We start from the raw sequence: 23,903 nt of genomic DNA, 5'->3' as shown, positions 1-23,903 counted from the left end.
ACGATCTATCAACTTATGGCTCGTAGAAAATAAGTATTTCCTTGTTTTTCAGCATGATCTGAAGGCGTCAGACCTTTGTTGTCCTTTATGGTTGAATCGGCTTTGGCGGCTATGAGCATATCAATGATCTCTGGCTTGCCATAGCCTGCAGCGTAAGTCATTACATTAGCTCCGTTGATGTTCTTAGCTTGAGTAGATGCTCCTTTATCGAGCAAGTAACGGACAATTTCCGGATAGCCTTTAAAGACAGCCCCCATCAAAGCTGTATTGCCTGCTCCATCTACATCATTGATTCTGGCACCTTTTTCCAAAAGCGACTTGAGTATTTCAAGCTGATCGAAGTATGCAGCCATAATTAGAGGAGTAAATCCTCTTTCATCTGGTTCGTTTACTAAATCAGGGTTTTCATTGATCAGGTTAATAACGGTTTCCCTAGAACCCGTACGAATTGCTTGCTGTAATTCTGCTACTAACTCTTTCATACTTAGCCTATTTTTGACCTGAAATTCACACTGTTCTACACTTAAAACAAATTGATTATTTAGAGACAGTATTGATGAAAACAATAAAACAATTTAAGCTTCACTCTTAAAATCATTTACCCTTGCATAAGGATATGTATCTATTTTATTGAGTCTGTAGTAAGTATTTAAGCCAGAAATTCCGGCAAGATTGAGTTTATCAAGTTCTAGATATCCTTCTGAAGTTATGGCATCTTCTTCAACAATCAGGTGTTGGATTTCGCCCACCAATAGGATGGTCCCGTTTTGACGAATAGGATATTGATCTACCAGTTTAAGCCCCATTTTAAGCTTGCTCTGTTGAACAAATGGTGCGTCAAAACCATCTACATACTCAGGTATGAAACCACAGGTTTCGAATTCGGATTCCTCCTCTTCAAATTTGGCAGAGGTGTAGTGTGCCTCTTTGGTCATTTCGGCACCTACTGCATTGATGGTATAAACACCACTTTCTTCAATATTGGAAAAGGTATGTCTTGGCACTTCATCGGTTGGCCTGGTAACCATTCCGATCAGTGGCGGATTGCTCCCCAAGTGTACCACAGAAGAAAAAATAGCCAAGTTTTCAACACCTTGACTATTTTTTGTGCCTATCAAATTGGCGGGTTTAATGCCAGTAACTGAATTAATCAGGTTCAGTCGGTAAATTTTATCTAGCGATTTTATTTCGTTTCCGTTTAGCTGCATCATTGATATTTTAGAACCAACTCGAGCAGAAAGAAACTGTTCAAGCTCCAGCTAAATATCATTCAGCCATTACCCTCATTTGCGCCAATTTTATTACGAAGATCTCTTAGTTCCTCTTCCAAAGACTCTATGTAATCCGTTTGATTTTGGAGAACTTCCTGAATTTGCTCTTCTGTATACCGTGGTGTAATGTGCTGAGGACAATTCCAATCGAAGGCCTCAATGTGGTAGAGAATAATACGCTCGGGTTTTGCTTTATAGCCATCAGTTAATAAAGACGACTCTAATTCGGGTCTCTCTCCGAGTTCTACTACTTCAGCTTTGGCATAAACCTTTAACCTAGCTCGGTTTGGGTAGTCCATTAAAAATAAGGCTACCTTATTACTATGATGAAGATTGCCTAAAGAGATGTATTGACGGTTACCGGAAAAATCTAGGAAGCCCAGAGTTCTGTCATCAAGCACTTTTAAAAAGCCTTTAGGCCCTCCTCTGTGTTGAATATATGGAAAGCCATTTTCTCCAATACTCGCTGCGTAAAAACTATCTCGCTCATTTACAAAGCGAGCTTCGTTTTCGGTTAAACCACTGTAAGAGCTAAATCTCTCAACTCTTTCGTAGTTTCTGCGGCTGCCATACTTCTCTTGAAGAGATCTAATTGCATCTGAAAATGCCAATTTTGCATAGTTCATATCACTAAGTTTATAGCTTCCTTTCAGACTCTAGAATTGGCAGGTCGTTAATGCTTGCATAGCGCTTCTGCATTAATCCGTTTTCATTGAACTCCCAGTTTTCATTACCATAGGCTCTGAACCAATCGCCTGCTTCATTTTGGTACTCGTATTCAAAACGAACAGCAATTCGGTTATCGGTATGCGACCAATATTCCTTCTTGAGCTTATAGTTTTTCTCTTTCTTCCATTTCTCTGAAAGAAAAGAACGAATCTCTTCGCGCCCGTTGACAAACTGTGAACGATTTCTCCATTCACTGTCTATTGTATACGCCATAGACACTTTCTGAGGATCTTGGCTATTCCAAGCATCTTCTGCCATCTGAATCTTTTGCTTGGCAGTTTCTTCGCTAAATGGTGGTAGCGGGTATTTCCTTTCCATTGTAATTACTTTAAAAGAACTTGGGACAAGCACTGCCTGTCCCAAGAGAATTAACCTACACTCACTTGTTTTGACTTCTTCGATTTTATCAAAGCATAGTCGATAATTAACGTTAATGGAATGGCATAAGCCCAGTGTCTCACCATGGTAATTACAGGAATCATAGGACTAAGTTTGAGCCCTGCCACTCCTGCCCCTAAAAGTGGGAACATAAAGAACCAAACTAATGCTACGGTTTCTGCCGAAGCAAAAATGGCTGCTTTTGCCCACTTAGGCCCCCAAAGTGAAGGCGCAATACCTGCATATAGAATGGAAAGTAAAACTCCGTTTCCGTAGTGACCTGCTACTCCGTATGCTAAGCCCAAGCCAGTCTTCTCACCTATCAGGGCAGGAATATCCCACCATTGACCAGTAAACATTAGACCTACAATATCGAATGCTAGCGTACCTAGTACACCCGCAATAATGGCGTTTTGCCAGTTGATTTTATTTTGCATGACCTGTGGTTAAAATCCATTCGGAAGCGTTAGACCTCCGAATGAACTGGTATGAATTAAGCTTCTACTGTATCTAGTTCTTGAGCTATAGGAAAGTCTACTGGAACTTGAGTGAGGTTGTGCAGGTAGTTCATCACCACTTTATCTGCAATGGCTACCACCACATCTACTAAAGTTCCTTTGCTGTAGCCAGCATTAAAGAAGTTTTCTAAGGTAGACTCACTTACCTGACCTCTGTTCAGATTAATCTCTGAAGCCAACTTTACCAGAGCATCAAACTTCTCATTGAAAGAAGCTTTACCACTTCTAAGCTCAAGAATCTGGTCATCTGTAAAACCATTCATTTTACTGATAGCTGTATGCGCACTTTGGCAATACGTACAGTTGTTGCCTTGGCTAACCACTAGGTTTACCACTTCTTTTTCTTTGTTAGAAAGGGATGTTTTAGACTGCTGCAATTGTAGGTAATTTCCTAGAGCAGTGTCTGAGTAAGCCATGGTGGCATAAAGGTTTGGAACAAAACCCAATTGGCTTTTCAAATTGTCGAAGATTTGCTGATTACTTTCTCCTACTTCTTCTCTTGTTGGTACGTTAAAGGTTTTCATAATTTTTTGTTTTTGTTGTTTCAATTTTTGCCTGACTTCAGGCGATATGAAAAACAAACAGACAAGTCTGTTCTTTTAGTTCAAAAAATTTTAACCTTTTTCGATAATTTCTTCAGACATGGCTCTAGCAGTCTCTATTGGCCATTTCTCATTAAAAACTCTTGCCTCCATTAGTGCCGCCTCGTACATCATATATAGACGATTCGCCATATCGCTTGGGTCTTTAGCAGTAACATATTCTTCAACCAACCTTAGAAACCAGGCCTTCATGGCTTTCTTCTGCCGAATTATTTCTTCCATCATCAGCTTATCGTCTTTAGAGATTTCGGCAATGGTGTTCAAGCTCCAACACCCCCTAAAAGAGCCTGACTCAAAGAAGTCAGCGACATGGTCTATTATTGCTAGCAGTTTTGCCTTGCCTTTTGGCTGAGCATCTATTCGAGCCGAAAGCTTTTTATTCGCCTCAATCTCCATATGAATGAGATACTCCACCCCTATTTCTTCCTTAGATCTGAAGTGCTGATACATACTTGCTTTGGCCACACCAGACTTTTCTAGTATTTCATTAATACCGGTTCTGTTGTAGCCATTTTTGTAGAAGAGCTCAGAAGCAGTCTCCACAATTCTTTCCTTCACTGGTCTCTTTTTCATATCACAAATTTATTAATAAACAGACAAGTATGTATACATGTTCAATTTCCTAAGAAATCAGCTTCTGCCCGACTCATTATTTGACCGCAAACCTTACAGCCGTTTTGTACTCCAACGGATCTGTAGAAGACGGGTCATTAAGGTACTCCTCGAACGGGTGAATGCCTTTTTTAGCCTTAAATGCTTTACTTCTTTGCAGATTCATCATCATAGACCAAGCATTGCCTAAATGCTCATAAGGCCCTGTGTGTATTACGCTATAAGTCTCAATTGCCGGAATTTCGCCCTTTGTGAAATCTCCAGGAAGGTTTGACGGAATAGAACTAACAGGCACCCCAACTGAGTATTGGCAAGTACCTTTCCCAAACTTCCATTTATGATAAATTGATACTGGATTGCCAGCAATTATATCCTTTTTATCATCCATGAATGCCCATAACTTTTCAAAGTCTTTTGTCATAGAATCAGACATATCTGCAATCTTGCATTCTGTCTTCAAGCCTATGTATTGACACCCGCTGTACGTTCCAGATTTTTCTATTTCTAGCTTAGAATGCACTTCACCATCCTCTACATAATCTCTCAATAGCTTTAGGCCTCTTTCATAATCCATACCTATAAAAGCTTCCATCATGTTCTTCATGAAAAACATAAAGAAGGGCATTGAGCTGTCCATTGTCCAAGTAACCTTAGTTTTATCTCCTACAGGCTTGAGGCTGAAGCCCACTTTTGCTTTAGACTTCCATGGCTTTAGAAACACCAAGTCTATTGCCAAGCTCTCATTTTCCTTTTCTGAAGTAATGGCCATATTTCCTGAACCAGTTCGCTCCCCCTCCCATTCATAATACTTGGCGTCATCTCGCACAATAACTTTTGTCTCTGGCTCCAGAATTAGCCATGGTGACCATGTTTTCCAATGGTTCAGATCATTCAATTTTGGAAACACCTGACCTACAGGAGCGTTGATCTCGATAGATCGGGAAATATTCATTTTAGGCATAGCTGATGAGTTTTAGGAGGAATGAAGATATGATTTTTGTTCAACAGTTGTTTATAGCAAAGGCAAGTATTGCCAAACCTTTTCATTTTAAAAAAATGCTTCCCAAATCGGAAAAGCGAACACCGACAAACACTACATTTGGGGCATAATAGGCCATTTTTAGCCTTGGCACTTCAATTGAACAACAACAGACAAAAATTCAAAAAACCATGAAAAACAAACTGAAACTATTTGCAATCACCCTTTTATCTGCCGTCATGCTTTACGGATGTAATGCTAGTAACTCACTTAAAGGTGCTGGTATTGGTGGAGCTGCTGGTGGTGTACTTGGAGGCGTAATTGCAGGAAAAGATAATACAGCAACTGGAGTAATTATAGGATCTGCCATAGGCGGTACAGCGGGTGCCCTAATTGGTAAGAGAATGGACAAACAAGCCGAAGAGCTAAGAGCTGACTTAGAGGGCGCTGATGTAGAAAGAATTGGAGAAGGTATTAAAATCACTTTCGATTCTGGGATTATGTTCGCTACTAACCAGTCTTCTTTAAATGTTGATACTAAAACCAATCTTCAAGATTTAGCAACAGTGTTGAAAAAATATGAAGACACGAATGTGCTTATTGAAGGTCATACCGATAGCACTGGTGATGCAGCTTACAATCAAACCTTATCAGAAAAAAGAGCTTCATCAGTTCAAGATTACCTAATTAGTTTAGGTATTGACTACAGCAGATTGAGCATGGCTGGTTATGGCGAATCTCAACCAGTAGCAGACAATGGAACCAACGCTGGTAGACAAGCCAATAGAAGAGTTGAAGTAGCTATTTATGCTAACGATAAAATGAAAAGAATGGCAAAAAGAGGTGAGCTTGGTCAAGACTAATCACTCTCCATTCTAAATGAAGAACTTAGAGGATGTCTCAAAAGCTACTATTTTCGTCATTCCCAGCTTGACTGGGAATCTCTATCGGCCTTTGGAGCCATTTTGGGAAGATTCCCGATCGGAGTCGGGAATGACGGTTGGCTTTTGAGACGCCCTCTTTTTTTGTATTCGAGAGCCATCAATTCCTCACAAAAAGGAATAATTGCTCTTTATTAATAGACTACCTTCGCGAGAACTTAATACCTCAAGAAATGGAAAATAGACCGAATGGAGAGATATTGGTGAGCCTTGTAAAAGACTCAATGCCCTTTGGAAAGTATAAGGGAACCAAAATCTGCGATCTACCCATTTTCTACCTTGAGTGGTTTGCAAGAGAAGGCTTTCCCAAAGGCAAACTAGGCATGCAATTACAAACGGTTTATGAGATTAAGCTCAATGGTCTAGAAGATATTCTAAGGCAATTGAAGCGAACTATTTAGTAGCAGCCAACACCTTTTGCATCATCTCCCCTATTTTGCTAGGCTCTAACCAACGAGTAACCACCACCATATTGTTAGTTTTATCTACCACAATAAAGTTACCTCCAAAACCCGCAGCATAGTAGATAGACTCATCCTCTACACCTTTCCATTTTCTCGGTCCTCTATTCAGCCACCACATATATCCGTAGCTTTCCATAGCCTCAGATGGTTGTTGAACAGCATTGACCCAATTCTCAGAGATCAACTGGCGACCATTCCATTTACCATTATTGAGGAAAAGCAGACCAAATCTGGCATGATCTAGCGTATTAATGAAAACACCTCCACCTGAGTGACCTCCGCCAGTAACCGACTGCATTTTTATACCATCTATGTTTACCCAAGCTTTATCGCCTCCATACCATCTCCATGTGGTAGAGGCACCAATCGGGTCCATAATTCTTTCTTTAAGCACCTGAGGAAGTGGTTTTCTCCAAACGTTTAGAAGCGAATAAGCCAAAACATTTACTCTTACATCATTGTATTCCATAACCGTTCCTACTTCCACTGGCTTGGCTGTTCTCCAATCATCAATCCCACCTCTTCTTGGAGGTCTATCGGCCCAGTCGTACAAACCAAAAAGCTGTCCACTCCATGCAGATGATTGATTTAGCAAATGATGCCATTTGATGGTAGAGTTATGAGCCCCATTAAAAGTACCATCCCAAACATAATCACCCACCAAGTCTTCTGTGCTTCTAATCAATCCATCGTCTATGGCCAAACCAGCCATGGTAGAAAGGTAGCTCTTGGTCACACTGAAGGTCATATCTACGCGATCTACATCGCCCCATTGAGCCACAATGTATCCATCTTTAATAATTACTCCCGCTGGTCCACCTCTCTTTTTGGTGGGGCCTAATATCTCATGGAAAGGCTCAGTTCTAAAGCCTTCTAGAATAGCTATTCTCAAATCTTTGGAACCAGAGTATTCATTTGCCTCGGCAAATTTTACTGCTTCAGAAAGTAAGTCTTGATTCAACCCTAGGCTTGAAGCTTCCTTGACTTGCCAGGTACCTCGAGCTGGAAAGTAACCTTGAGCCTGAATGGATACAGAAGTGACTAATAGAAGAGATAGGATAAGTGATTTCATGAGGACTAATTTAATCCGAATCAACCGACAATCAAGGATCAAATCAACAAGCCTTATATAAGTGGAAAAAGAAAGGAGGCCATGACACCTCCTTCCACCTAATCGAAAACATGAACAACTCTGTTATTCACGCTTATTCTGGTGCAAAACTAACAACGTATTGTTAATTGTAAAGTATTGTTAACATATAAAATGAGCTTAATCAGTAAAAAAGAAGCACTTAGCGCATTTCATAACTCAATTCTGTCTAAAAAATTAGGGCAGCCTGCAGAAGCAGACTACCCAGACTCAACCAACTAATCAGACACTGGCCGCTTGCCGTTACCCAAACGACCTGTGAAAACTCTTTATCAACTATGTGATGTATATACGAAGCTGAGCAGGCACTTAGATTTAATGGTCTTGAATTATTTTCTTCCCCACAAGTTCCCAAAGAAAACTGACCGACAACCCTACTCCTCAAAAGAATAAACCGAACTCAACGGAAAAAACACTCATTTATTCTTAGTAAACACATAAAAACCGCCTATTATTTCAACTATAACTAATACCACCATTTTATATTTTGAATTCCAGGTATTTATCCGTAATTTCTAAGTCTAGATTAACTGAAGTAGAACTTTTAAAGACGAGCGATATGAATTTCACAGGAGCAAAAGCACCAGAGCCAGCCAAGAATATTAAAGACTACAGGCCAGTTACCGACTACATGACAAAAGAGGTAATTACGTTTCATCCACTTCAGAGCATTGCCGATGCCATGGATGTATTCCTTGAAAAAAGAATATCTGGCGCTCCGGTAATGGACGATGATGGTAAAATTATTGGAATACTATCGGAGATAGACTGCTTAAAGATTATGGTAGATGAGGCATACCACAACCTCCCTCATGGTAAAATTACTGTATTGCAATACATGAGTAACAACGTGGCAACAGTATCTGTAACTGCCGATGTGTTGGATGTAGCCTCCAAATTTCTACACACCCATTATAGAAGGTTCCCGGTAATTGATCACTCGGGTAAACTCGTAGGGCAAATTAGTAGAAGAGACATCCTTCAGGCCACTAGAGACTTAAAAACGTCTACCTGGTAATCTTACCAAACATCTTTCCATTGAGGATGCTTCAGCAATGTTGACTTCACAAAAGGGCAAAGCGGAAGCATCTTGATATTTTTAGACCTTACATAATCCACAGCAAACTCCACTAGCTTTAATCCTACACCTTTTCCTCTCAAGCCGTCACTAATTTCTGTATGATCTATGATTATACGCTGATCTCCCGCCTTGGAAAAAGTCATTTCCGCAACTATTTCTTCATTCTCTTCTATATAAAAACTTCCTTTGTTTTCGTGTTCTTTCACTTGTATCTTCCAATCCATACGCTCCCAACTTTTGTATGAAGTCTAAAGTTTATTTTTTCCGAATCTTAGTTATAGGCTTTTTCGTTCAGCTCATTTCATTCAATTATGCTGAAGGACAACGCTTAACCTACGAAGGCTTTTTGAAAGGTGAAAAAGTAGGAGAACTAGTTGCTGAGCGCGAAGTGAATGATGAAAATGTGAAAATCATTATTCAAACTAAATTAGATGCTCAGCTAATAGTCAAAATAAAGCTGGAATTATATTCTGAGTCTACCTATATAAATCAAAGTCTATTTCAGGCCTCATCTACTGCCAAAGTAAATGGGCAGCTAAAGTCTGATGTGCAAACAGTAAAATATGGCAACGAATATCAGGTTGAAGTTGATGGCAAGAAAAGAACGCTGGCGCATTCAGAGCTTCTGGGTGCCGACCTATTTTACTTTGAAGAACCCAAGGGCATAAAACATGCTTATGCTCTTTCTTCAGGAGAAATGATTGAAATTACTGAAACTGCTAACCAGACTTATTATTTCAAACGAAATGGTAAAAAAGAGTTCCATAAATACTCAGAGGGTGTTTTAGATGAATTAGAGATAAACCACAAGCTCTTCACCATTACCTTTAAACTGAAAAAGGAACTCTAAAAGATTCTTTTAAGAGAAGAAACTCTTCATAGGGAACACTAAAGTAAGTGAAGAGCAATCTGATAATAGATAACCATTGAAAAGCTTCATCATAGAAGACAGGCATATCAACTCTTCATTTAATTCAGACATATTTCCCATACCGGTTAGTCTCAATACTCCTTTACTAGCAAAAGTCGAAAAAGTGAAATCTACTTTTTCTGGCTCATCGGTTAACCCAATAAAGTTAGTCATGGTATCAATAAACAGTCTTTTATCTAGAATGATAAGACACAAACTGCTCATCTTCTTTAAGGTAAGCTGAACATCAAGGCTTTGACCCAGCTCCTGAACAAGTGCTGCAGGATCTTCCGGAACTAAACCGCTATTCTTGTTTGAATTTGAATTAGAACGATGGTTGTCCATCGATTGAGAAAGTAGTGCAAGGTGGCTCATGGTTTTGTTGTTTATGATTCAAACTTCACCATAAACAGCCCGTAAATTGATCGCAAAAGACCTAAGCTCAAAGTTTAGGTAAATCACCTAACCCCTCACCTACAACAACTTAAGCTCTTTAAACCACATAAAACCGACTTTAAAAGCTCTTCATAAAGAATTTGAAAACCACTGTCCATTTATAATTAGTAATTCAATAGACAGCATGAGGTCCTTTTGCCTGCCTGAAAAAAAATTCATTTTTAACTATCTGGTCTACAGGCAGAAATAAAAAAGTGTAAATATTTTCACTGGAGGAGTTTGCAAATCAAAATGAAGCCACTACTTTTGCATCACCTTAAACGAAAGGGACAAACAAAAAACATTTTGGAGCGGTAGTTCAGCTGGTTAGAATGCCTGCCTGTCACGCAGGAGGTCGCGGGTTCGAGTCCCGTCCGTTCCGCATAAAAGCTCAGTCATAGACTGGGCTTTTTTTATGCCCAAAAATCCTAAAGGCGGTAAGAACGCCTGTCCCGAGTTGCTCGGGAAGGTTGTAGGGTTCGAGCCCCTCCTATATCGCTAAAAGCCTCATGGCAATCTAAGTTTATTGTTTCTAGCTACTCTTTCTTCATTACACACTCAAAGCAAACTCTCTTAAGAATATATTATCTTAACACGAACGCCACGGACACACATGCACTATACTTATATTCTTCAAAGCAAAAAGGATTGCTCTTTCTACGTAGGATACTCTGAGTCTTAACCTAAAAAACGATTACCGCAGAGACTGGGTATGATTCCAAAAACCACCTCTAAAAGAATTCTAGCTCTCAACCCTAGTAAAAGCAAACCAAGCACCTCCAATAGCTATAGATAACACATCGTACCAATCGGGAGTAAACGCTGCTGACAGCAGCGGAAAAAGCACCTCAGAAATAAAGGAGAGCATAAAAACCCAAGCTACTATTTCAAGCATTTGAATTCTCTCCCCTTCCACCCACCAACTACGTTGCCATTGGTAAATCACCAAGAATATAGCAGAGAAACAAAACGGGTCCAGGTAATTATCGAGAAAATGGATCTTTAGCTGAAATAGGTGTTGGAGAGCTTGATGCAATCCGAACAGAATTGCTGGAACAAGAAAACTATAGTGCAGAAAATACCTGATCAAAGTGCAATAGCTAGGGCAAGAATAAAAAGCAGCAGAATAACCGGACTAGCCACAATAATAAAAACAACGCCTCCAACTGCTTTCAACAATTTCAAGAGAATTGTTCCAAAGCCATCACCTTTCCTAATAGTTATGGCACTTACCCACGACTTAAATAGGCCTTTTCCTTTATTGGTAATTGCTTTTTGTTGGTCTTTAACTGATGACATATTGAATTTAAAGCGGCAAGTTTAGAGAAGCACTACCCAAAAGACAAACAGAAAACCAAATGGTTCCTAAAAAGTCAAAGTTTATCACTCTAGTGTAGTTCTATAATTTACCTATTAACCCCTGTGAGCACATTCACATTAGGATTCATAGGGTTTCCAGCCATTCGTCTTAAAAGCACTATTTGACCTGTATGATAAACAGCATCTGCTATAGGGCCGTTGATCATATACCAGAGAGGCATCCCCCTAAAACTCAAGGTCTCCATATCCTTATCTGACAATTCGCGAAGCTTTAAGGAGGTAGCATAGAGAACTTTTAGCGTTTCGGCTCGCAACTCCTCAAAATCTTCTCCTGGTTCCTCAACTTCAGCCCCTTTATCTACACTTTGAAGCACTAACAGACACAGGTCATAGATATGCTTTGTGGTTTGCTGAATATCCCGACCTTCACCTTCCGGACCAAAACTTAAATCTTCGGCCTTAAGCCCCTCTGAAGCCCAGTAGAACCTATAACCTAGCCCATCTACCATTCTGGCTATAACATTAGCTGCAGAATAATTCTCAGGCGCTTTTAAAAGCGACTTATATGGAAGTTCTTGGGCATGCAAACCACCAAAAGTGAGCATAAGAATCAATAGCAAAACAGTCCTTTTCATATCGTTTTTTGTGATTGATTTAAAGGTAGGATTTTAATAGAAAACCTACTCCTTTACATAGAAAAAGCCCTTCTGATGACTCAGAAAGGCTCTTTGCAGATTGAACATAAGTATTATAAATCTCTTTTTTCTACCAGCTTTATTGTACCCCAATAGATCAGTAGCATAAAGCCTATAACAGCGCCCAATTCGGGTAAGCTAACGTAGTCTTGCACCTCTTGAAACAAATATTTAGGGAAAGGAATATGTATAAGCTGATTTACTGCTTTAACAGGCAACAGGTAACCAATCCAGTCATAACCCAGATAAGTCATTCTTCCCCATATCACATTTTCCACCACAAGCGTCCAAAAAATGAGTACTCCCATGGCAATGATAGACTTCTTGATCAATGCCCCAACAAAGAGAGTGAAAATCAGGAATGTAAATAACTGCAGAGCAAAAGCTAGTATAAAGTAAGCATCTTCAAATACTAGACTGAAAGTGATCTCAGAACTGTAAATGAAGCCCGTTATTAACCCTAAAACGAACAGAAAAGCAGCTGAAACTAAACTTAAAAAGCCAGCCATCACGATTTTACTCATAATGAATTCGCGCTTACTTAAGCCGTCAATAACATTTTGTCTGATGGTTCTGTAAGAAAATTCATTCGTAACAGAGAATATCAAGCTGAAACCTAGTAATAGCTTAAAGAATATGGCAACGCTGGTGATATTCTGCCAGATGTCTGGAAATTCATAGAATGGAATAATTGTAGGGTCTACACCATCCAAATCGAAGTCTTCAAACTTACTTTTCAGGTATTGAAAAAACGGCATCACTCCTACACAGATAATAGCTAAAGCAATTAGGTACATACTAGCTAAAATCTTGAAAGACTTACTAGGCCTCACTTTTCTAAGCTCTATTCTTAATAATCGCATCATGATTGACCTCCTTCCTGACCTTTAAGTATTTCAAGGAATTGCTTCTCTAAGGTTTTGGTTTTCACTACCAAGTGCTTAGCGGTAATTCCATTATCGAATAAATATTTATTGACATCTGCTGCTCCGTAATTGTCTTCCATGGTGAGAATGTATTTGTCTAATTCTCGTTTAAGCTGCTTATGCATTTGAGCAGACTCTAGAACTTGTTCTAAATTCTCAGCATCTGCTTTTACCTCTACACTCAGGCTGCCTTTACCAACATCTTCTACCAAGCCATTATGGATTAGCCTTCCTCTCTGTAGAACACAGAAGTGCGTACAAACCTTTTGCACTTCATCTAGTAGGTGACTCGCAATAATGATGGTTTTACCACTATTCGCAATTTCAATGATCAACTCTCTGATTTCGGCAATTCCTTGCGGATCTAAACCGTTTGTAGGCTCATCGAGAATCATCACTTCCGGGTCGCAAAGTAAGGCTGACGCAATGGAAAGCCTCTGTTTCATTCCTAATGAATAGGTCTTGAATTTAGAGTCTTTACGTTCTCCAAGACTTACCTGCTCAAGCACTTCATCAACTCTTGAGTATGGAACACCTTTTATATCACAGACAATCATGAGGTTTTCCACACCAGTAAGGTATGGGTAAAATATTGGGTGCTCTAGAATGGCACCAATTCGCTTTCTTGTGGCCGAACTACTCTTTTGACCAAACCACTCAAATAAACCCGAGGTAGGGTTAATTACGTCTAGAACCATTCCCAAAGTAGTGGTTTTTCCACTCCCATTAGGCCCTAAAATGCCAAACACGCTTCCTCGTTTAATATCGAGGCTAAGCCCATCTAGCGCTTTAATCTTTCCATAGTGTTTGGAAAGATTTTTAATTGATAATACTGTATCCAAACCGTGTTGTTTTAAGTTGACCTTATCTAAATGTTTCTACCAGACTCATTCCACCCGCACTACCTACAAACTGAGATAACTCAAGAATTTTGTTGACATCTGGATACCCTTCAATATCCAAAATGCTATAACCTGTACTACTCTGTATGAAAACAACAAACCCTTCAGGTTTATCGCCTTTCTCTTTCATCATCACAGTCATATTATTGCCTTCCATACGAGCCGTAATTAAGTCTTCATAGCCTTCTGCATGAATATCTTCTGAGAGTTGGGTAAAGAGTTGTGATTCTGGTATTTCGGAGCCCTCGTAATTGAAAAACTTGATCTTCTCAATACCATTTATCATTTCCGAAATCTGAGGCATTTCATCTAAGTCCGATGAAAATTCTTGCTGCAAACCCATCTGAAGGCGTGCATACATTTTGAGGGTACTTTTGTAAAAGAACATCTTAAGACTGGGCTGATGTTCTTTGCGGAAGCGTTCTACACTCCGACTTTGACCATTAACTGAGTATGCTAGCGAACAAAAGATCACTAGTACTAAAAGCTTCTTCATACATCCAAATTTTGAGCTTTTGACTAATTATGTAAAAAAGTAAACTGAGGCCATCGTTTACCTCAGTTCACTTTAAATTAAGCAATTCTTAATTGCCTCCTTGCTGATCGAGGAACTCTAGTTCCTCAAAGCCTTGCATCCCTATTTTCTTAGAAAGCTTGTAGAGAGCATTTAAATCAATTCCGTCACCAACAATGCTGAGTAGACCAAACTCGCTATCTCCTCCCATTACCATGAAGAGTTCGTTGATTTTATTGTTTTTCTCTTTAATCAGGAACCTAATGTCTTTATCGTCATCTCTTACAGACATTAATTCTTCAAAGCCTTTACCTTCTACCAACTTGATGGCCTCTGTATACATTTTTCTTCCATCTGCACCTTTCTCTTTTCCTAGCACCTGTACACGCTTAATTTTACCTAAAGACTCTTCAATCATCTTTTGCTCATCAGCATCCCCGTACTCGATTTTACTTATCATCTGGAACATCTTTCCACTAAAGTTGATGTGAGTAAAAGATTCGTCTGAGGCGTACTTACTGAAGTACTTAGATATTGCATCATCCTGAGCATTTGCACCTAAGGCAAACACCGCCATCACCATTGTTAATACTAACTTTTTCATATTCGATTTTTGACTAATTATTTTCAACATTCATTTCACTAAGCATATTCAACCCCTCTGAAGCCTCTCCTAACTTGGCAAAGTCTTGAAGTTCATCGGTTCCTTTGCTTAAATTGGTTAACTCGTTCAGGGTGTTCTGCCCTTTATTCATATACCTGGAAACCATGAGTAACTGCTTTTTCAATTCGGCATACGCCAACTCAGGGTCTTCAAATGTATCTTCTACTTGGTATTGCTGTTGTTGCTGGAAGTAGATAGCTCCACTTATGAACAACACCACTACCGCGGCTGCAATACTTGCATACTGTCTGAAATAGTCTTTCAGACTAATCACTTTGGCTCCTTTTTGCTCTTCTAGCTGATCTATCTGAGCGAATAATTCTGCATCGAAAGATTCGTCTAGTTCAGCATTTTTCTTTTCATCAAAGTGTGCGAAAAGAGTCTTCTCCTCTTCTAGCTGAGCATCTTCTGAAGAAGCCAAAAGCTGTTTCAACTCTTGTTCTTCTTGCAGGCTGGTTTCAGTCTCCCAGTACTTCTTTAATAATTCTGATGTCTTAGAGTCCATAAGCATCTACTTTCATTAAGCTCTCTTTCAGTTTTCTTCTTGCTCTGAATAGATTAGTCTTCACCAGATTAATATCTATTCCGAGCATATCTGCAATCTCTTTGTAGGCGTAGCCCTCAATATCTCTAAGGTGCATTACCTCCCTTTGCCTATCTGGCAAGTCTTCTATGAGATCCATTATTCTTTTCATTAAATCACCTCGTTCGGTGACTACAAACGGAGTATCCCGTTCCTTTCTCGTATCCAACTCCACTTCAAACAAGTCTGTCTTCTTTACGTGCTTGCTCCTTAATTTATCGAGCGACTTGTTTCTGGTTACTTGCATGCACCAAGCTTCAAGGTTCTGAATTTGATTAAGCTCATCTCTTTTCTCCCAAACCTTTATCAGGCTTTCCTGAACAACATCTTTAGCCAATTCTTCATCCTTCACAATGTGAAGCGAGAAGCGGAAAAGCTTGTTCTTCAGGGGTAGAACCTCTTCTTTGAAGCGCGATACATCCATAATCAAAAAGTAGACGGCAACGTGTTAAACTAAGTTAACAGGAAGGACAAAATATTTGCAGAAATTCAGTTTACACCCCTGAAAATCAAAGAATAAAAAATAAAAAAAAAAAAAAAAATAAAACAAACCACTATAGGCTCAAAGCACCATATTTTTAGAAGCAACTGAAAGTCGCTTTGAATAGCCAACTTTGAAAATGTACGTCACGAAAGTTTCGGGATTAGATTTACGATTGACGTCAATCAAAATTTGCACATCGTAAATTCCAAGATGCTTTTTAGAATCTAAAGCGAGGAAGGTGTCTTAAAAGCGAACCGTCATTCCCGACTCCGATCGGGAATCTTCCCAAAATGGCTCCAAAGACCTATAGAGATTCCCAGTCAAGCTGGGAATGACGAAAACAGTAGCTTTTAAGACACCCTCAGTTTTAACTCCTTTTGTGACCAATAAACTTTATTGACAGTCTATAGACTTCAAAGAAGCGACTGCACTTAAATCTTCTGGAGAATTAGAAACAACATCACAGGCCTCGCTCTTCATTCCTAACGCTTGGAGAGATAGCGCCCAATAAGCATACATGCGAGGAACATTGGCATCAATATCTGCGGCAAGTTCAAAATTGCGGATAGCAGCTTCATAGTCTTCTTTAAAATAAAAAAGCATACCTCGGTTTCTATAAGCCCAGGCATTATCTGAGGCTCCTATAATTGAAATTCTAATGTCTTTTTCGGCTTCCTCTAGCCTTGATTGATTCAGATAAATAAAGGCTCTATTACTAAGAAAGTACGGATTGTTGTAGTCTAACTTCAACGCTTGATTAACCAAATCTAAAGCCAAATCGAAGTCAGGCTCAGGCCTATATGACTCAATTAGCGCTAAAGTATTGTAGATATTAGGCTCATCTGCATTGATTTCTTTTGCTTCGTTCAATCGGTTGATTGCAGTTTCAAAATCACCCATCATGAACATGCTATTGGCAATATTGATGTAAACCTCCGTGCTATCACTTCCCTTTTCTAAGGCCTGATTGAAAGAGGCAATAGACTGAGTATGGTCTTTCATTTCATGATAAGCCAAGCCCTTGGTAAAGTAAACGTATGCGGAGTCCGGTAGCTTATACTCTAACTTGGCAAGGTCACCCAAAGCCTTTTCGTATTGACCATCGGCCAAATACGCATTAGCCCTATTTCTTAGAGCATCGGCATAACCAGTGTCTACCTGAACTAGGATATTTGAATAGTCAATGATAGCCTCTGTATATCTTCCATCTTGATAGAGGGCCACTCCTCTATTGTTCAATGCCTCTTTGTAATCGGGTTTTATAGCTAATGCCTCAGAGTAAAACCGAACTGCCTGTTCTAACTGACTATTATTTAAGGCTTCATTGCCTTTAATGAAAAATCGGCCTGCCTTATCCTCATCAGAATCACAGGCAAACACTAAAAGAGTAGTCAGGAGAAGGAAGTATTTTTTCATATCGATATCGCTGCGCAAAGTAAGGCATCAGTAAGAGTATTAGCAACTTAAGTTGTTCTTATTACGAAGCATTATGGCTTCATTCTTGCTTATTAATCGCTTAAATTCAACATTATGAAAAAGATAATCACGCTTGTACTTACCATTTGCAGTCTTCAAGTTTACAGCCAAGAAGCTGGTATCCGCATTACAAATCAATCGGACAACTTAGAATCTAAAAACCCGCTATATACCATCAATCTAGATGGCAAGACCATCTCCTTAGGAAAGTTTGGAACCCTAGAAAATATTGACCCTAATTGGATTTCAGCGATTAACGTATTAAAGGGACAATCGGCTTATTCGCTATATGGCAATAAAGGTAAAGACGGAGTAGTGATTATCGATCTAAAGTCTTCCGATGAAAGTAGAGCGTACTTTGAAGAAGAACTGAAAAGGTATAAACATCTGACCGAGGTCAATGAGCTTCAGGATGCATCTCACACAGAAACACAGGAGAATACTATTACTCCACGCAGCACATCAGTAACCGTAAAAGGACAATTCAATTATTTAGAGAATCCTCCATTAGTTGTAGTTGAGTTAGGTGATGAGCGCCTTGAGATGCAAACCATCGGCAAGCTTAATATCATTAATACAGAGTTGATTGATGAAATAAACGTTTTAAAAGATAAAGCTTCATTAGCCCTTTATAAAGCAGAAGATAAGCCAGGTGTAGTATTGATAAAGTTGAAAGACAACAAAAAATCTGCAAAGGAATTCAAGAAAATAAAGAAGGCCATTAAAAAGAAGAAGTAAGCCCTAGCCTAAGTTTTACTATTTTAGTCATCTGAACTAATTCCTATGGCTAAGAACGAAAACAAGACTACAGAGAACGAGGCTAGTGTTGAAGACTTTCTGAATACTGTTAAGGACGAGAGTAAAAGAGCCGACAGCTTCGAAGTGAAGCAAATGATGGAAAGAATAACTGGTCACCCAGCAAAAATGTGGGGTTCTTCTATTGTTGGCTTCGATGTTTACCATTATAAATATAACAGTGGCCGTGAGGGAGATATGCTAAAAGTTGGTTTTTCTCCCAGGTCTACGGCCCTAACTCTTTACATAATGCCTGGCTTCGATAGGTACGAAGAGCTAATGAGCAAGCTAGGGAAGTACAAAACAGGAAAGTCTTGCCTCTATATTAAAAAGCTGGAAAATGTGGATAAGGCTGTACTGGAGGAGTTAATAACCGAGTCTTATAATTATATGACTGAAAAGTACGGTTAACCCTTCCTACCTAATTACCGCTAGGTGAAATACCTATTTTAATCCAAAATCATATCTGTTGGTAGGGTAGTTTTTACCCATCTGGTAATACTCTCGTCTATGAAAAGATATTTCACCTACCTTCTGGCCATTTTACTTTTTGCAGCGTGCATTTTCAATGAAGACATAGTACCTAGTAACCTGTCCGATAAGTTTTTAGGAGCTGTAAAGAGAAATATCAAAAAAGACCGTCAAGAGCTGCTAGAGGACATGAAAGAGATAACCAAACAAGGCCTAATTGAGTTTGAAGTCTATGACGAGGCTGGCAAATTAATCACCATCCTTAAGAACCCAGAAGATTTTGATCAAGCCGTTATTCAATCAATAGACTATAAGAATTTCTCTATCAAATCTGTTTCAAACGTAGCAGTATTAGGAAACATTCAACTGAGTAACTCACTCAATTAAGCCACTACCCTTTCCGCCCATTCTGGCTTAGTGGTTCTTACAACCGCCTTTAATTCATTCAAAATATTATAAAGACCGAAATAAGTACGGTTGATGTAAAGACCATCGCGGGCACCTCTAGCTTTTTCAGAAGACCTGAACTTCTTCGACTCAGAAATCACTTCTCCCATTTCAAAGATCTGTCTGAAATAACCATCGTCACCAAAATCGAAGACATCTTGATGGAATGGCCTACCCAAAAGCCCCATCAATTCTCGAACCACACCAGAGAAGTAAATTTTATCTTCTTCGGTATCATCATCATAGATAAAACTCAGCTCTTTAAAACGCTGCTCTAGCTCATCGTCTGCAGATAGCATGTCTTTTCTGATCAAACTAAAATATGGTTCATAAAACTGATCTGGAATCACCTTTACACAACCAAAGTCTATCACCCCTAGGTTTCCATCATTGTCAATAATGAAATTACCCGGATGCGGGTCGGCATGTACCTGTTTCAAATTATGAATCTGAAAATCGTAGAAATCCCACATGGCTTGGCCAACCTTATTTCTAGTCTCCTGATCTGGATTCGACTTAATAAACTCTTTGAGCACCTTACCATCCATCCAATCCATGGTGATTACTCTATCTGAAGAGTATTGAGGATAATACTTCGGAAATTTAAGGTTTTCAATATGTGCACAAGCTTCAGATATTTCCATCGATCTCTCAACTTCTAACTGATAATCAGTCTCTTCCAATAGCTTAGTCTCTACCTCTTCCATATAATGATCGAGGTCTCGCTCATTAAGATTCATTAACCTTACTGCAAAAGGGCGCACAAGCTTTAAATCAGACTTTACAGAATTGGCCACTCCCGGATACTGAATCTTCACAGCATACGTTTTACCGTCTTTCTTGGCTTGGTGCACCTGACCGATAGATGCTGCATTTACAGCCGACTTGGTGAAACTGTCGAATATCTCGGTTGGGCTTTCTTTAAAATATTGCTGAAAAGTTTTAACCACCAACGGATAAGACAAAGGCGGAGCAGAATACTGCGCCATCGAAAATTTATCTTGATAAGCTGCAGGCAAAAGGTTTTTATCCATGCTCATCATCTGAGCTACCTTTAGCGCACTACCTTTTAATTCGCTCAAAGAATTATAAATATCGCGGGCGTTATCGGCATGAAGCTCATCTTTGCTCAAAGAAGGATTTACAGCCTTTTTTGCATAGTGCTTCACATAATTACCTCCTACTTTCGCTCCCGTCTTCACAAATTTGGCCGCACGTTGCACCTTTGAAGTAGGTATTTTCGATTGCTCCTTCATCTAAGCTTATTATCGGTTTTGAAATAGAAATTTGCCAAAGTCAACAATGGCATCTAGTGGGCCTCTACCCATTAAATCGAAAGCCAAATTCACTGACTTTTCAATTGCTGCATCGGTCTTCTCGAAGCCTCTGCTCTCATCTTTTATCCAGAAACCAATAACAAATAAGAACTGAAGCCAAAGCGCCTCATCATACTTTTTGCTTATCACTGGTCGCTTTTCAATCTCCTCCGTTTCTTCACCTTCAAGCAAAAGCTCATTTACCCAATCTTTAAAGGCTTTTCTCACTTCAATGAGATAATATGGAGTGAGTTCAGGTCTGATTTTCTTCGGAACAGTCTGCAGAATATAGCTTCGGTGTCCCTTCAGTTTTTCTATGAAAGAATAGAAGAAGGCCAGCATTTTTTCACGCACAGAATACTCGTCATAAACAGAATCATTTTTCACCATTTCTAGCGTGTCGTTAAAAATGGAGAGCCATATCTGCTTCTCAATATTTTCAAAAGAATTGAAGCTCTCATAGAAGTCTTCTTCCTTGATTTTCAAATCTTTTATAAACTTAAATATGGACTCTGGCTTCTTGCCATGCTCCAACACATAAGAGATATAACCTTCTCTGATTTTCTCCTCTGGCGACTTTCTAACAGCCTTTTTTGCAGCTTTCTTTTCTTCCATGCCAGCATAACATCTGTTTATAGAAAAAGGTTGGCTCAAGCTTAAGTTTGATTAGATTTTTTCACTGTCTGTTACCCAAAAGCTCAATGGACTCGTCAACAGTGTGAATCAACACGCTATGAAACCTTTCATTATTCAAACGCATAACCTCAATTTTTACTTTAAAGACTTTAAAGCTTTAAGTGAGGTAAATCTTCAAGTACCGCAGGGCAGCATTTTTGGCTTCCTTGGGCCTAATGGAGCTGGGAAAACTACCACAATTAGAATTCTGCTCGACCTGTTTCATGCTAAACCAGGAGAAATAGAGCTTTTTGGTACAAACTACAACCAAAGCAGAAATGAAATTTTACAGAGGGTTGGAGCACTTATTGAAAATCCTTCCATCTACAAGCACCTTTCTGGAAGACAAAACCTAGAAATAATTAGGCGTATGGTAAGCGCCCCAAAATCTAGAATTGATGAAGTGCTTGAGATAGTTCGCTTAAGAGATAATGCTGACAAAAAGGCTAAAAACTATTCTTTAGGTATGTGTCAAAGACTTGGCCTTGCAGCTGCTCTACTCACCGATCCAGATTTACTTATTCTAGATGAGCCAACCAACGGACTAGACCCCAGTGGAATTATTGAAATGAGAGAACTGATCATCAGATTGAATAAAGAGCACGGAAAAACCATCTTTCTTTCTAGCCATATTCTTTCAGAGATTGAAAAGCTAGCTACCGATGTAGCCATAATTGATGGAGGAAGAATTCTTTATCAGGGGAAACTAGATGGTCTGCATGGAGATGCTCAGTCTATGGAATTGAAGATAGAGCTAGATAGCACAGAAGATGCAGCCAATATTATAAGAAGCCTCAACTATACCATTTCAGAAGTAAATGGCAGATCAATTAACCTACCAATTGAACGTAAGTCTGACATAGCAAAAATAAACAAGGCACTAGTTGAAGCTGGCGTAGAAGTTTACGGACTGCAAAGTTCTGCTGAAACGCTTGAATCAATATTCCTGAACATCACAAAAAAACTCAACTAATGAACTCAGCTTTAGCACTCAAAAAAGGCATTTCTGCCGAACTATTTAAGTTTCGATCTACCTTCGTTTTTTGGCTGGTCATATTGGCTCCTGCCTTTATTCCAACCATTAACCTGATTGTGTTTTTGCAAAGGGGTGATGAAATACTGGCTAGAGGCGGGACTGCCTGGGGAAATTTGATGCAGTTTAGTACCGGACCTTCTGGTTTCCTTTTTCCATTCTTTGTGTTCATTGTAGCGCTTTTTGTTAATAATATTGAATGGAGTTCTAACACTTGGAAACTCATCTATACCCAACCTCTAAGCAGACTAAACATCTACTTCTCTAAGCTTATAGTTTTTGTTCTGATGCTTTTCCTTAGCCTAATTTTGTATGGCTCTTTACTCGTTTTAGTCGGAAAAATTGTACACTCAACTAACCCAGATTTGGGTTTTGGAAACCCACTGAACCTAACCATTCACTTTGGCAACATAGTAAGGACATTCTTGGCTACTCTGGGCTTTGCAAGCATTCACTTTTACATTAGTCAGAAAACGAAGAACCTCATTCTACCCTTAGGCATTGGCATTGGTGGACTTATTTCATTTATGATTTTGGTACGGGGGTGGGAATACGCAGCATACCATCCTTATGGCTTCCATATCTTAGCCAATGGCTCCAATAATGGAGACACCTCTACATTGTTAGACAACTTGAGACCTATTACATTAAGTCTTGGCCTTTTTGTTATAATGACAACTATTGGCGCCATAGATGCCCTAAAAAAACGAATTGTCTAATGAAGAAGCATCATCATAAAGTCATTGTCCTAATTAGAATTTTTCTAGGCCTGATCTTCTTTGGTGCGGGCATGTCAAAACTCTATTTTGAACATAACTTCCCTGGCGTCATTGGTCCAGTATGGTTAGAAGAAAGATTGGCTGAGCATGGACTGGGTTTTTACGCCCGCTTTATAGCCGGAAGCCAGGTTGTAGCAGGCCTAATGCTCCTCACGCAAAGATTTGCTACACTTGGCGCAATACTCACCTTCCCTATTCTATTGAATATCTTCATGGTAACTGTGTCGCTTCAATGGCAAGGCACTCCTTATATAAATGCCTTCTTACTGATGTTGAACACATGGCTCCTTTTGTATGACTACCATAAGTTGAAGTTTATTCTAACAGATAAACCAGCCGAGCTTAAATCTATCTCACTGAAGCGGATAAGCCTAAGCGCAGATTTCATTTGGCTTGTTGCCGTAATAGGAATTCTCGGTAGCATTCCTCTTTCTTTCGTAAATCTAATTATGGCCTGGGGCCTCTGCGGACTTATGGTTTTGCTGATTGTTTGGAATCAGTTGAGAAGAAAGGAAGAAAATTATCGAGGCGAAAGAAACATTCACTGATTTTCAATCGTCATTACAATATCCCGCATGTCGGGATTTAATACATCCAAATCGTGCCCTGGCTAAAAGTAGTCGGGGTTTTTTTATGCAAATTGGTAAAGTGGATTCCTGTTTAACTTCAAACGTATCTATCCATTTACCTTCAACAACTCAACCATCTTCTGTTTATACCCCATCGGTAACATTCCATCTCAAACAATTCCCC

Annotated in this window: 33 protein-coding genes and 1 tRNA gene; 11 read left to right on the top strand and 23 right to left on the bottom strand. The window is 39.3% G+C overall.

The window, feature by feature from the left end:
• Positions 1 to 8 precede the first annotated feature (8 nt).
• The 8 genes from T7867_RS13920 to T7867_RS13885 all read right to left on the bottom strand — a co-directional run bounded on the left by T7867_RS13920 (position 9) and on the right by T7867_RS13885 (position 5,071).
• Positions 9 to 482, bottom strand: a complete 474-nt coding sequence (locus T7867_RS13920; protein WP_068223240.1) for an ankyrin repeat domain-containing protein — start codon at positions 480 to 482, stop codon at positions 9 to 11.
• 93 nt (positions 483 to 575) lie between these two features.
• Positions 576 to 1,211, bottom strand: a complete 636-nt coding sequence (locus T7867_RS13915) for a flavin reductase family protein (RefSeq protein WP_245660258.1) — start codon at positions 1,209 to 1,211, stop codon at positions 576 to 578.
• Positions 1,212 to 1,270: 59 nt separating this feature from the next.
• Positions 1,271 to 1,897 carry a pyridoxamine 5'-phosphate oxidase family protein gene (locus tag T7867_RS13910; RefSeq protein WP_322299446.1) on the bottom strand — a complete coding sequence of 209 codons (627 nt, stop codon included), beginning with the start codon at positions 1,895 to 1,897 and terminating at the stop codon, positions 1,271 to 1,273.
• A gap of 10 nt (positions 1,898 to 1,907) precedes the next feature.
• Positions 1,908 to 2,318, bottom strand: coding sequence for a nuclear transport factor 2 family protein (locus tag T7867_RS13905; protein ID WP_322299445.1), 411 nt, complete (start codon positions 2,316 to 2,318; stop codon positions 1,908 to 1,910).
• 50 nt (positions 2,319 to 2,368) lie between these two features.
• On the bottom strand, positions 2,369 to 2,815 hold the full coding sequence (locus tag T7867_RS13900; protein WP_068223247.1) for a hypothetical protein: 447 nt from the start codon (positions 2,813 to 2,815) through the stop codon (positions 2,369 to 2,371).
• A gap of 56 nt (positions 2,816 to 2,871) precedes the next feature.
• Positions 2,872 to 3,420, bottom strand: a complete 549-nt coding sequence (locus T7867_RS13895) for a carboxymuconolactone decarboxylase family protein (RefSeq protein ID WP_273272792.1) — start codon at positions 3,418 to 3,420, stop codon at positions 2,872 to 2,874.
• A 90-nt stretch (positions 3,421 to 3,510) separates the two neighbouring features.
• Complete coding sequence (locus tag T7867_RS13890) at positions 3,511 to 4,071, bottom strand: TetR/AcrR family transcriptional regulator (protein WP_322299444.1); 561 nt, start codon at positions 4,069 to 4,071, stop codon at positions 3,511 to 3,513.
• A gap of 76 nt (positions 4,072 to 4,147) precedes the next feature.
• Positions 4,148 to 5,071 carry an SRPBCC family protein gene (locus T7867_RS13885; protein WP_322299443.1) on the bottom strand — a complete coding sequence of 308 codons (924 nt, stop codon included), beginning with the start codon at positions 5,069 to 5,071 and terminating at the stop codon, positions 4,148 to 4,150.
• A gap of 209 nt (positions 5,072 to 5,280) precedes the next feature.
• On the opposite strand from T7867_RS13885, the gene T7867_RS13880 reads away from it, so the two are divergent.
• Together T7867_RS13880 and T7867_RS13875 are read left to right on the top strand one after the other, a co-directional pair.
• Positions 5,281 to 5,952 (top strand): OmpA family protein, encoded by a 672-nt coding sequence (locus T7867_RS13880; RefSeq protein ID WP_068223258.1) that lies wholly within the window; start codon positions 5,281 to 5,283, stop codon positions 5,950 to 5,952.
• A gap of 251 nt (positions 5,953 to 6,203) precedes the next feature.
• The gene (locus tag T7867_RS13875; RefSeq protein ID WP_068223260.1) at positions 6,204 to 6,431 is read left to right on the top strand and encodes a DUF3820 family protein; all 228 of its coding nucleotides are present in this window, start codon (positions 6,204 to 6,206) and stop codon (positions 6,429 to 6,431) included.
• Here T7867_RS13875 and T7867_RS13870 read toward each other — a convergent pair.
• Complete coding sequence (locus tag T7867_RS13870; protein ID WP_322299442.1) at positions 6,424 to 7,566, bottom strand: serine hydrolase domain-containing protein; 1,143 nt, start codon at positions 7,564 to 7,566, stop codon at positions 6,424 to 6,426. The genes T7867_RS13875 and T7867_RS13870 overlap by 8 nt on opposite strands.
• 637 nt (positions 7,567 to 8,203) lie before the next feature.
• Here T7867_RS13870 and T7867_RS13865 point away from each other — a divergent pair.
• A complete protein-coding gene (locus T7867_RS13865; protein ID WP_068223265.1) occupies positions 8,204 to 8,662 on the top strand; it encodes a CBS domain-containing protein in 459 nt (152 codons plus the stop codon).
• Between the two features lie 2 nt (positions 8,663 to 8,664).
• Here the strand turns inward: T7867_RS13865 and T7867_RS13860 are convergent, their stop codons facing one another.
• The gene (locus T7867_RS13860) at positions 8,665 to 8,949 is read right to left on the bottom strand and encodes a GNAT family N-acetyltransferase (protein ID WP_068223269.1); all 285 of its coding nucleotides are present in this window, start codon (positions 8,947 to 8,949) and stop codon (positions 8,665 to 8,667) included.
• Positions 8,950 to 8,966: 17 nt separating this feature from the next.
• Between T7867_RS13860 and T7867_RS13855 the strand changes: the two genes are divergently transcribed.
• Positions 8,967 to 9,575: a DUF6134 family protein gene (locus T7867_RS13855; RefSeq protein ID WP_068223272.1), complete on the top strand. Its 609-nt coding sequence runs from the start codon at positions 8,967 to 8,969 to the stop codon at positions 9,573 to 9,575.
• 9 nt (positions 9,576 to 9,584) lie between these two features.
• Here T7867_RS13855 and T7867_RS13850 read toward each other — a convergent pair whose 3' ends face one another.
• Positions 9,585 to 10,010, bottom strand: coding sequence for a hypothetical protein (locus T7867_RS13850; protein WP_157717683.1), 426 nt, complete (start codon positions 10,008 to 10,010; stop codon positions 9,585 to 9,587).
• Between the two features lie 368 nt (positions 10,011 to 10,378).
• Here T7867_RS13850 and T7867_RS13845 point away from each other — a divergent pair.
• A tRNA-Asp gene (locus tag T7867_RS13845) sits at positions 10,379 to 10,452 on the top strand.
• 360 nt (positions 10,453 to 10,812) lie between these two features.
• Here the strand turns inward: T7867_RS13845 and T7867_RS13840 are convergent.
• The 10 genes from T7867_RS13840 to T7867_RS13795 all read right to left on the bottom strand — a co-directional run bounded on the left by T7867_RS13840 (position 10,813) and on the right by T7867_RS13795 (position 17,574).
• Positions 10,813 to 10,965: a hypothetical protein gene (locus T7867_RS13840; RefSeq protein ID WP_157717684.1), complete on the bottom strand. Its 153-nt coding sequence runs from the start codon at positions 10,963 to 10,965 to the stop codon at positions 10,813 to 10,815.
• Positions 10,966 to 11,156: 191 nt separating this feature from the next.
• Positions 11,157 to 11,369 carry a hypothetical protein gene (locus tag T7867_RS13835; RefSeq protein ID WP_068223281.1) on the bottom strand — a complete coding sequence of 71 codons (213 nt, stop codon included), beginning with the start codon at positions 11,367 to 11,369 and terminating at the stop codon, positions 11,157 to 11,159.
• A 107-nt stretch (positions 11,370 to 11,476) separates the two neighbouring features.
• Complete coding sequence (locus T7867_RS13830) at positions 11,477 to 12,025, bottom strand: DinB family protein (protein ID WP_068223286.1); 549 nt, start codon at positions 12,023 to 12,025, stop codon at positions 11,477 to 11,479.
• Positions 12,026 to 12,138: 113 nt separating this feature from the next.
• A complete protein-coding gene (locus tag T7867_RS13825; protein ID WP_068223288.1) occupies positions 12,139 to 12,951 on the bottom strand; it encodes an ABC transporter permease in 813 nt (270 codons plus the stop codon).
• Positions 12,948 to 13,853, bottom strand: a complete 906-nt coding sequence (locus T7867_RS13820; protein WP_068223291.1) for an ABC transporter ATP-binding protein — start codon at positions 13,851 to 13,853, stop codon at positions 12,948 to 12,950. The genes T7867_RS13825 and T7867_RS13820 overlap by 4 nt, the downstream gene beginning before the upstream one ends.
• Before the next feature lie 22 nt (positions 13,854 to 13,875).
• Positions 13,876 to 14,409 carry a DUF4252 domain-containing protein gene (locus T7867_RS13815; RefSeq protein WP_068223294.1) on the bottom strand — a complete coding sequence of 178 codons (534 nt, stop codon included), beginning with the start codon at positions 14,407 to 14,409 and terminating at the stop codon, positions 13,876 to 13,878.
• An 88-nt stretch (positions 14,410 to 14,497) separates the two neighbouring features.
• The gene (locus T7867_RS13810; protein WP_157717685.1) at positions 14,498 to 15,031 is read right to left on the bottom strand and encodes a DUF4252 domain-containing protein; all 534 of its coding nucleotides are present in this window, start codon (positions 15,029 to 15,031) and stop codon (positions 14,498 to 14,500) included.
• A gap of 13 nt (positions 15,032 to 15,044) precedes the next feature.
• A complete protein-coding gene (locus T7867_RS13805) occupies positions 15,045 to 15,596 on the bottom strand; it encodes a hypothetical protein (RefSeq protein ID WP_068223301.1) in 552 nt (183 codons plus the stop codon).
• Positions 15,586 to 16,098: an RNA polymerase sigma factor gene (locus T7867_RS13800; RefSeq protein WP_068223304.1), complete on the bottom strand. Its 513-nt coding sequence runs from the start codon at positions 16,096 to 16,098 to the stop codon at positions 15,586 to 15,588. Before T7867_RS13800 ends, T7867_RS13805 begins: the two co-directional genes overlap by 11 nt.
• Before the next feature lie 453 nt (positions 16,099 to 16,551).
• A complete protein-coding gene (locus T7867_RS13795) occupies positions 16,552 to 17,574 on the bottom strand; it encodes a tetratricopeptide repeat protein (RefSeq protein WP_322299441.1) in 1,023 nt (340 codons plus the stop codon).
• A gap of 114 nt (positions 17,575 to 17,688) precedes the next feature.
• On the opposite strand from T7867_RS13795, the gene T7867_RS13790 reads away from it, so the two are divergent.
• The 3 genes from T7867_RS13790 (at position 17,689) to T7867_RS13780 (ending at position 19,287) form a co-directional block, all read left to right on the top strand.
• Entirely contained in the window at positions 17,689 to 18,372 is a 684-nt protein-coding gene (locus T7867_RS13790; RefSeq protein WP_068223310.1) for a hypothetical protein, read from the top strand.
• Positions 18,373 to 18,417: 45 nt separating this feature from the next.
• A complete protein-coding gene (locus tag T7867_RS13785) occupies positions 18,418 to 18,840 on the top strand; it encodes a DUF1801 domain-containing protein (protein ID WP_068223313.1) in 423 nt (140 codons plus the stop codon).
• A 99-nt stretch (positions 18,841 to 18,939) separates the two neighbouring features.
• On the top strand, positions 18,940 to 19,287 hold the full coding sequence (locus tag T7867_RS13780; protein WP_068223315.1) for a hypothetical protein: 348 nt from the start codon (positions 18,940 to 18,942) through the stop codon (positions 19,285 to 19,287).
• Here T7867_RS13780 and T7867_RS13775 read toward each other — a convergent pair.
• Together T7867_RS13775 and T7867_RS13770 are read right to left on the bottom strand one after the other, a co-directional pair.
• Complete coding sequence (locus T7867_RS13775) at positions 19,284 to 20,603, bottom strand: ABC1 kinase family protein (protein WP_068223318.1); 1,320 nt, start codon at positions 20,601 to 20,603, stop codon at positions 19,284 to 19,286. The two genes, T7867_RS13780 and T7867_RS13775, sit on opposite strands and share 4 nt — an antisense overlap.
• 9 nt (positions 20,604 to 20,612) lie before the next feature.
• Positions 20,613 to 21,278, bottom strand: a complete 666-nt coding sequence (locus T7867_RS13770) for a TetR family transcriptional regulator C-terminal domain-containing protein (RefSeq protein ID WP_068223322.1) — start codon at positions 21,276 to 21,278, stop codon at positions 20,613 to 20,615.
• 118 nt (positions 21,279 to 21,396) lie between these two features.
• On the opposite strand from T7867_RS13770, the gene T7867_RS13765 reads away from it, so the two are divergent.
• Genes T7867_RS13765 through T7867_RS13755 form a run of 3 tightly spaced genes read left to right on the top strand, consistent with a single transcriptional unit; the run spans position 21,397 to position 23,698 of the window.
• The gene (locus T7867_RS13765; RefSeq protein ID WP_068223328.1) at positions 21,397 to 22,311 is read left to right on the top strand and encodes an ABC transporter ATP-binding protein; all 915 of its coding nucleotides are present in this window, start codon (positions 21,397 to 21,399) and stop codon (positions 22,309 to 22,311) included.
• A complete protein-coding gene (locus T7867_RS13760) occupies positions 22,311 to 23,090 on the top strand; it encodes an ABC transporter permease (protein ID WP_068223331.1) in 780 nt (259 codons plus the stop codon). The genes T7867_RS13765 and T7867_RS13760 overlap by 1 nt, the downstream gene beginning before the upstream one ends.
• Positions 23,090 to 23,698: a DoxX family membrane protein gene (locus T7867_RS13755; protein ID WP_322299440.1), complete on the top strand. Its 609-nt coding sequence runs from the start codon at positions 23,090 to 23,092 to the stop codon at positions 23,696 to 23,698. Before T7867_RS13760 ends, T7867_RS13755 begins: the two co-directional genes overlap by 1 nt.
• Positions 23,699 to 23,903: the final 205 nt, after the last annotated feature.

This window comes from Roseivirga spongicola (assembly GCF_034376045.1).
Lineage (GTDB): Bacteria > Bacteroidota > Bacteroidia > Cytophagales > Cyclobacteriaceae > Roseivirga > Roseivirga spongicola.
The sequence above is the reverse complement of the archived record's forward strand: the minus strand, read 5'-3'. Positions and strand labels throughout refer to the sequence as shown.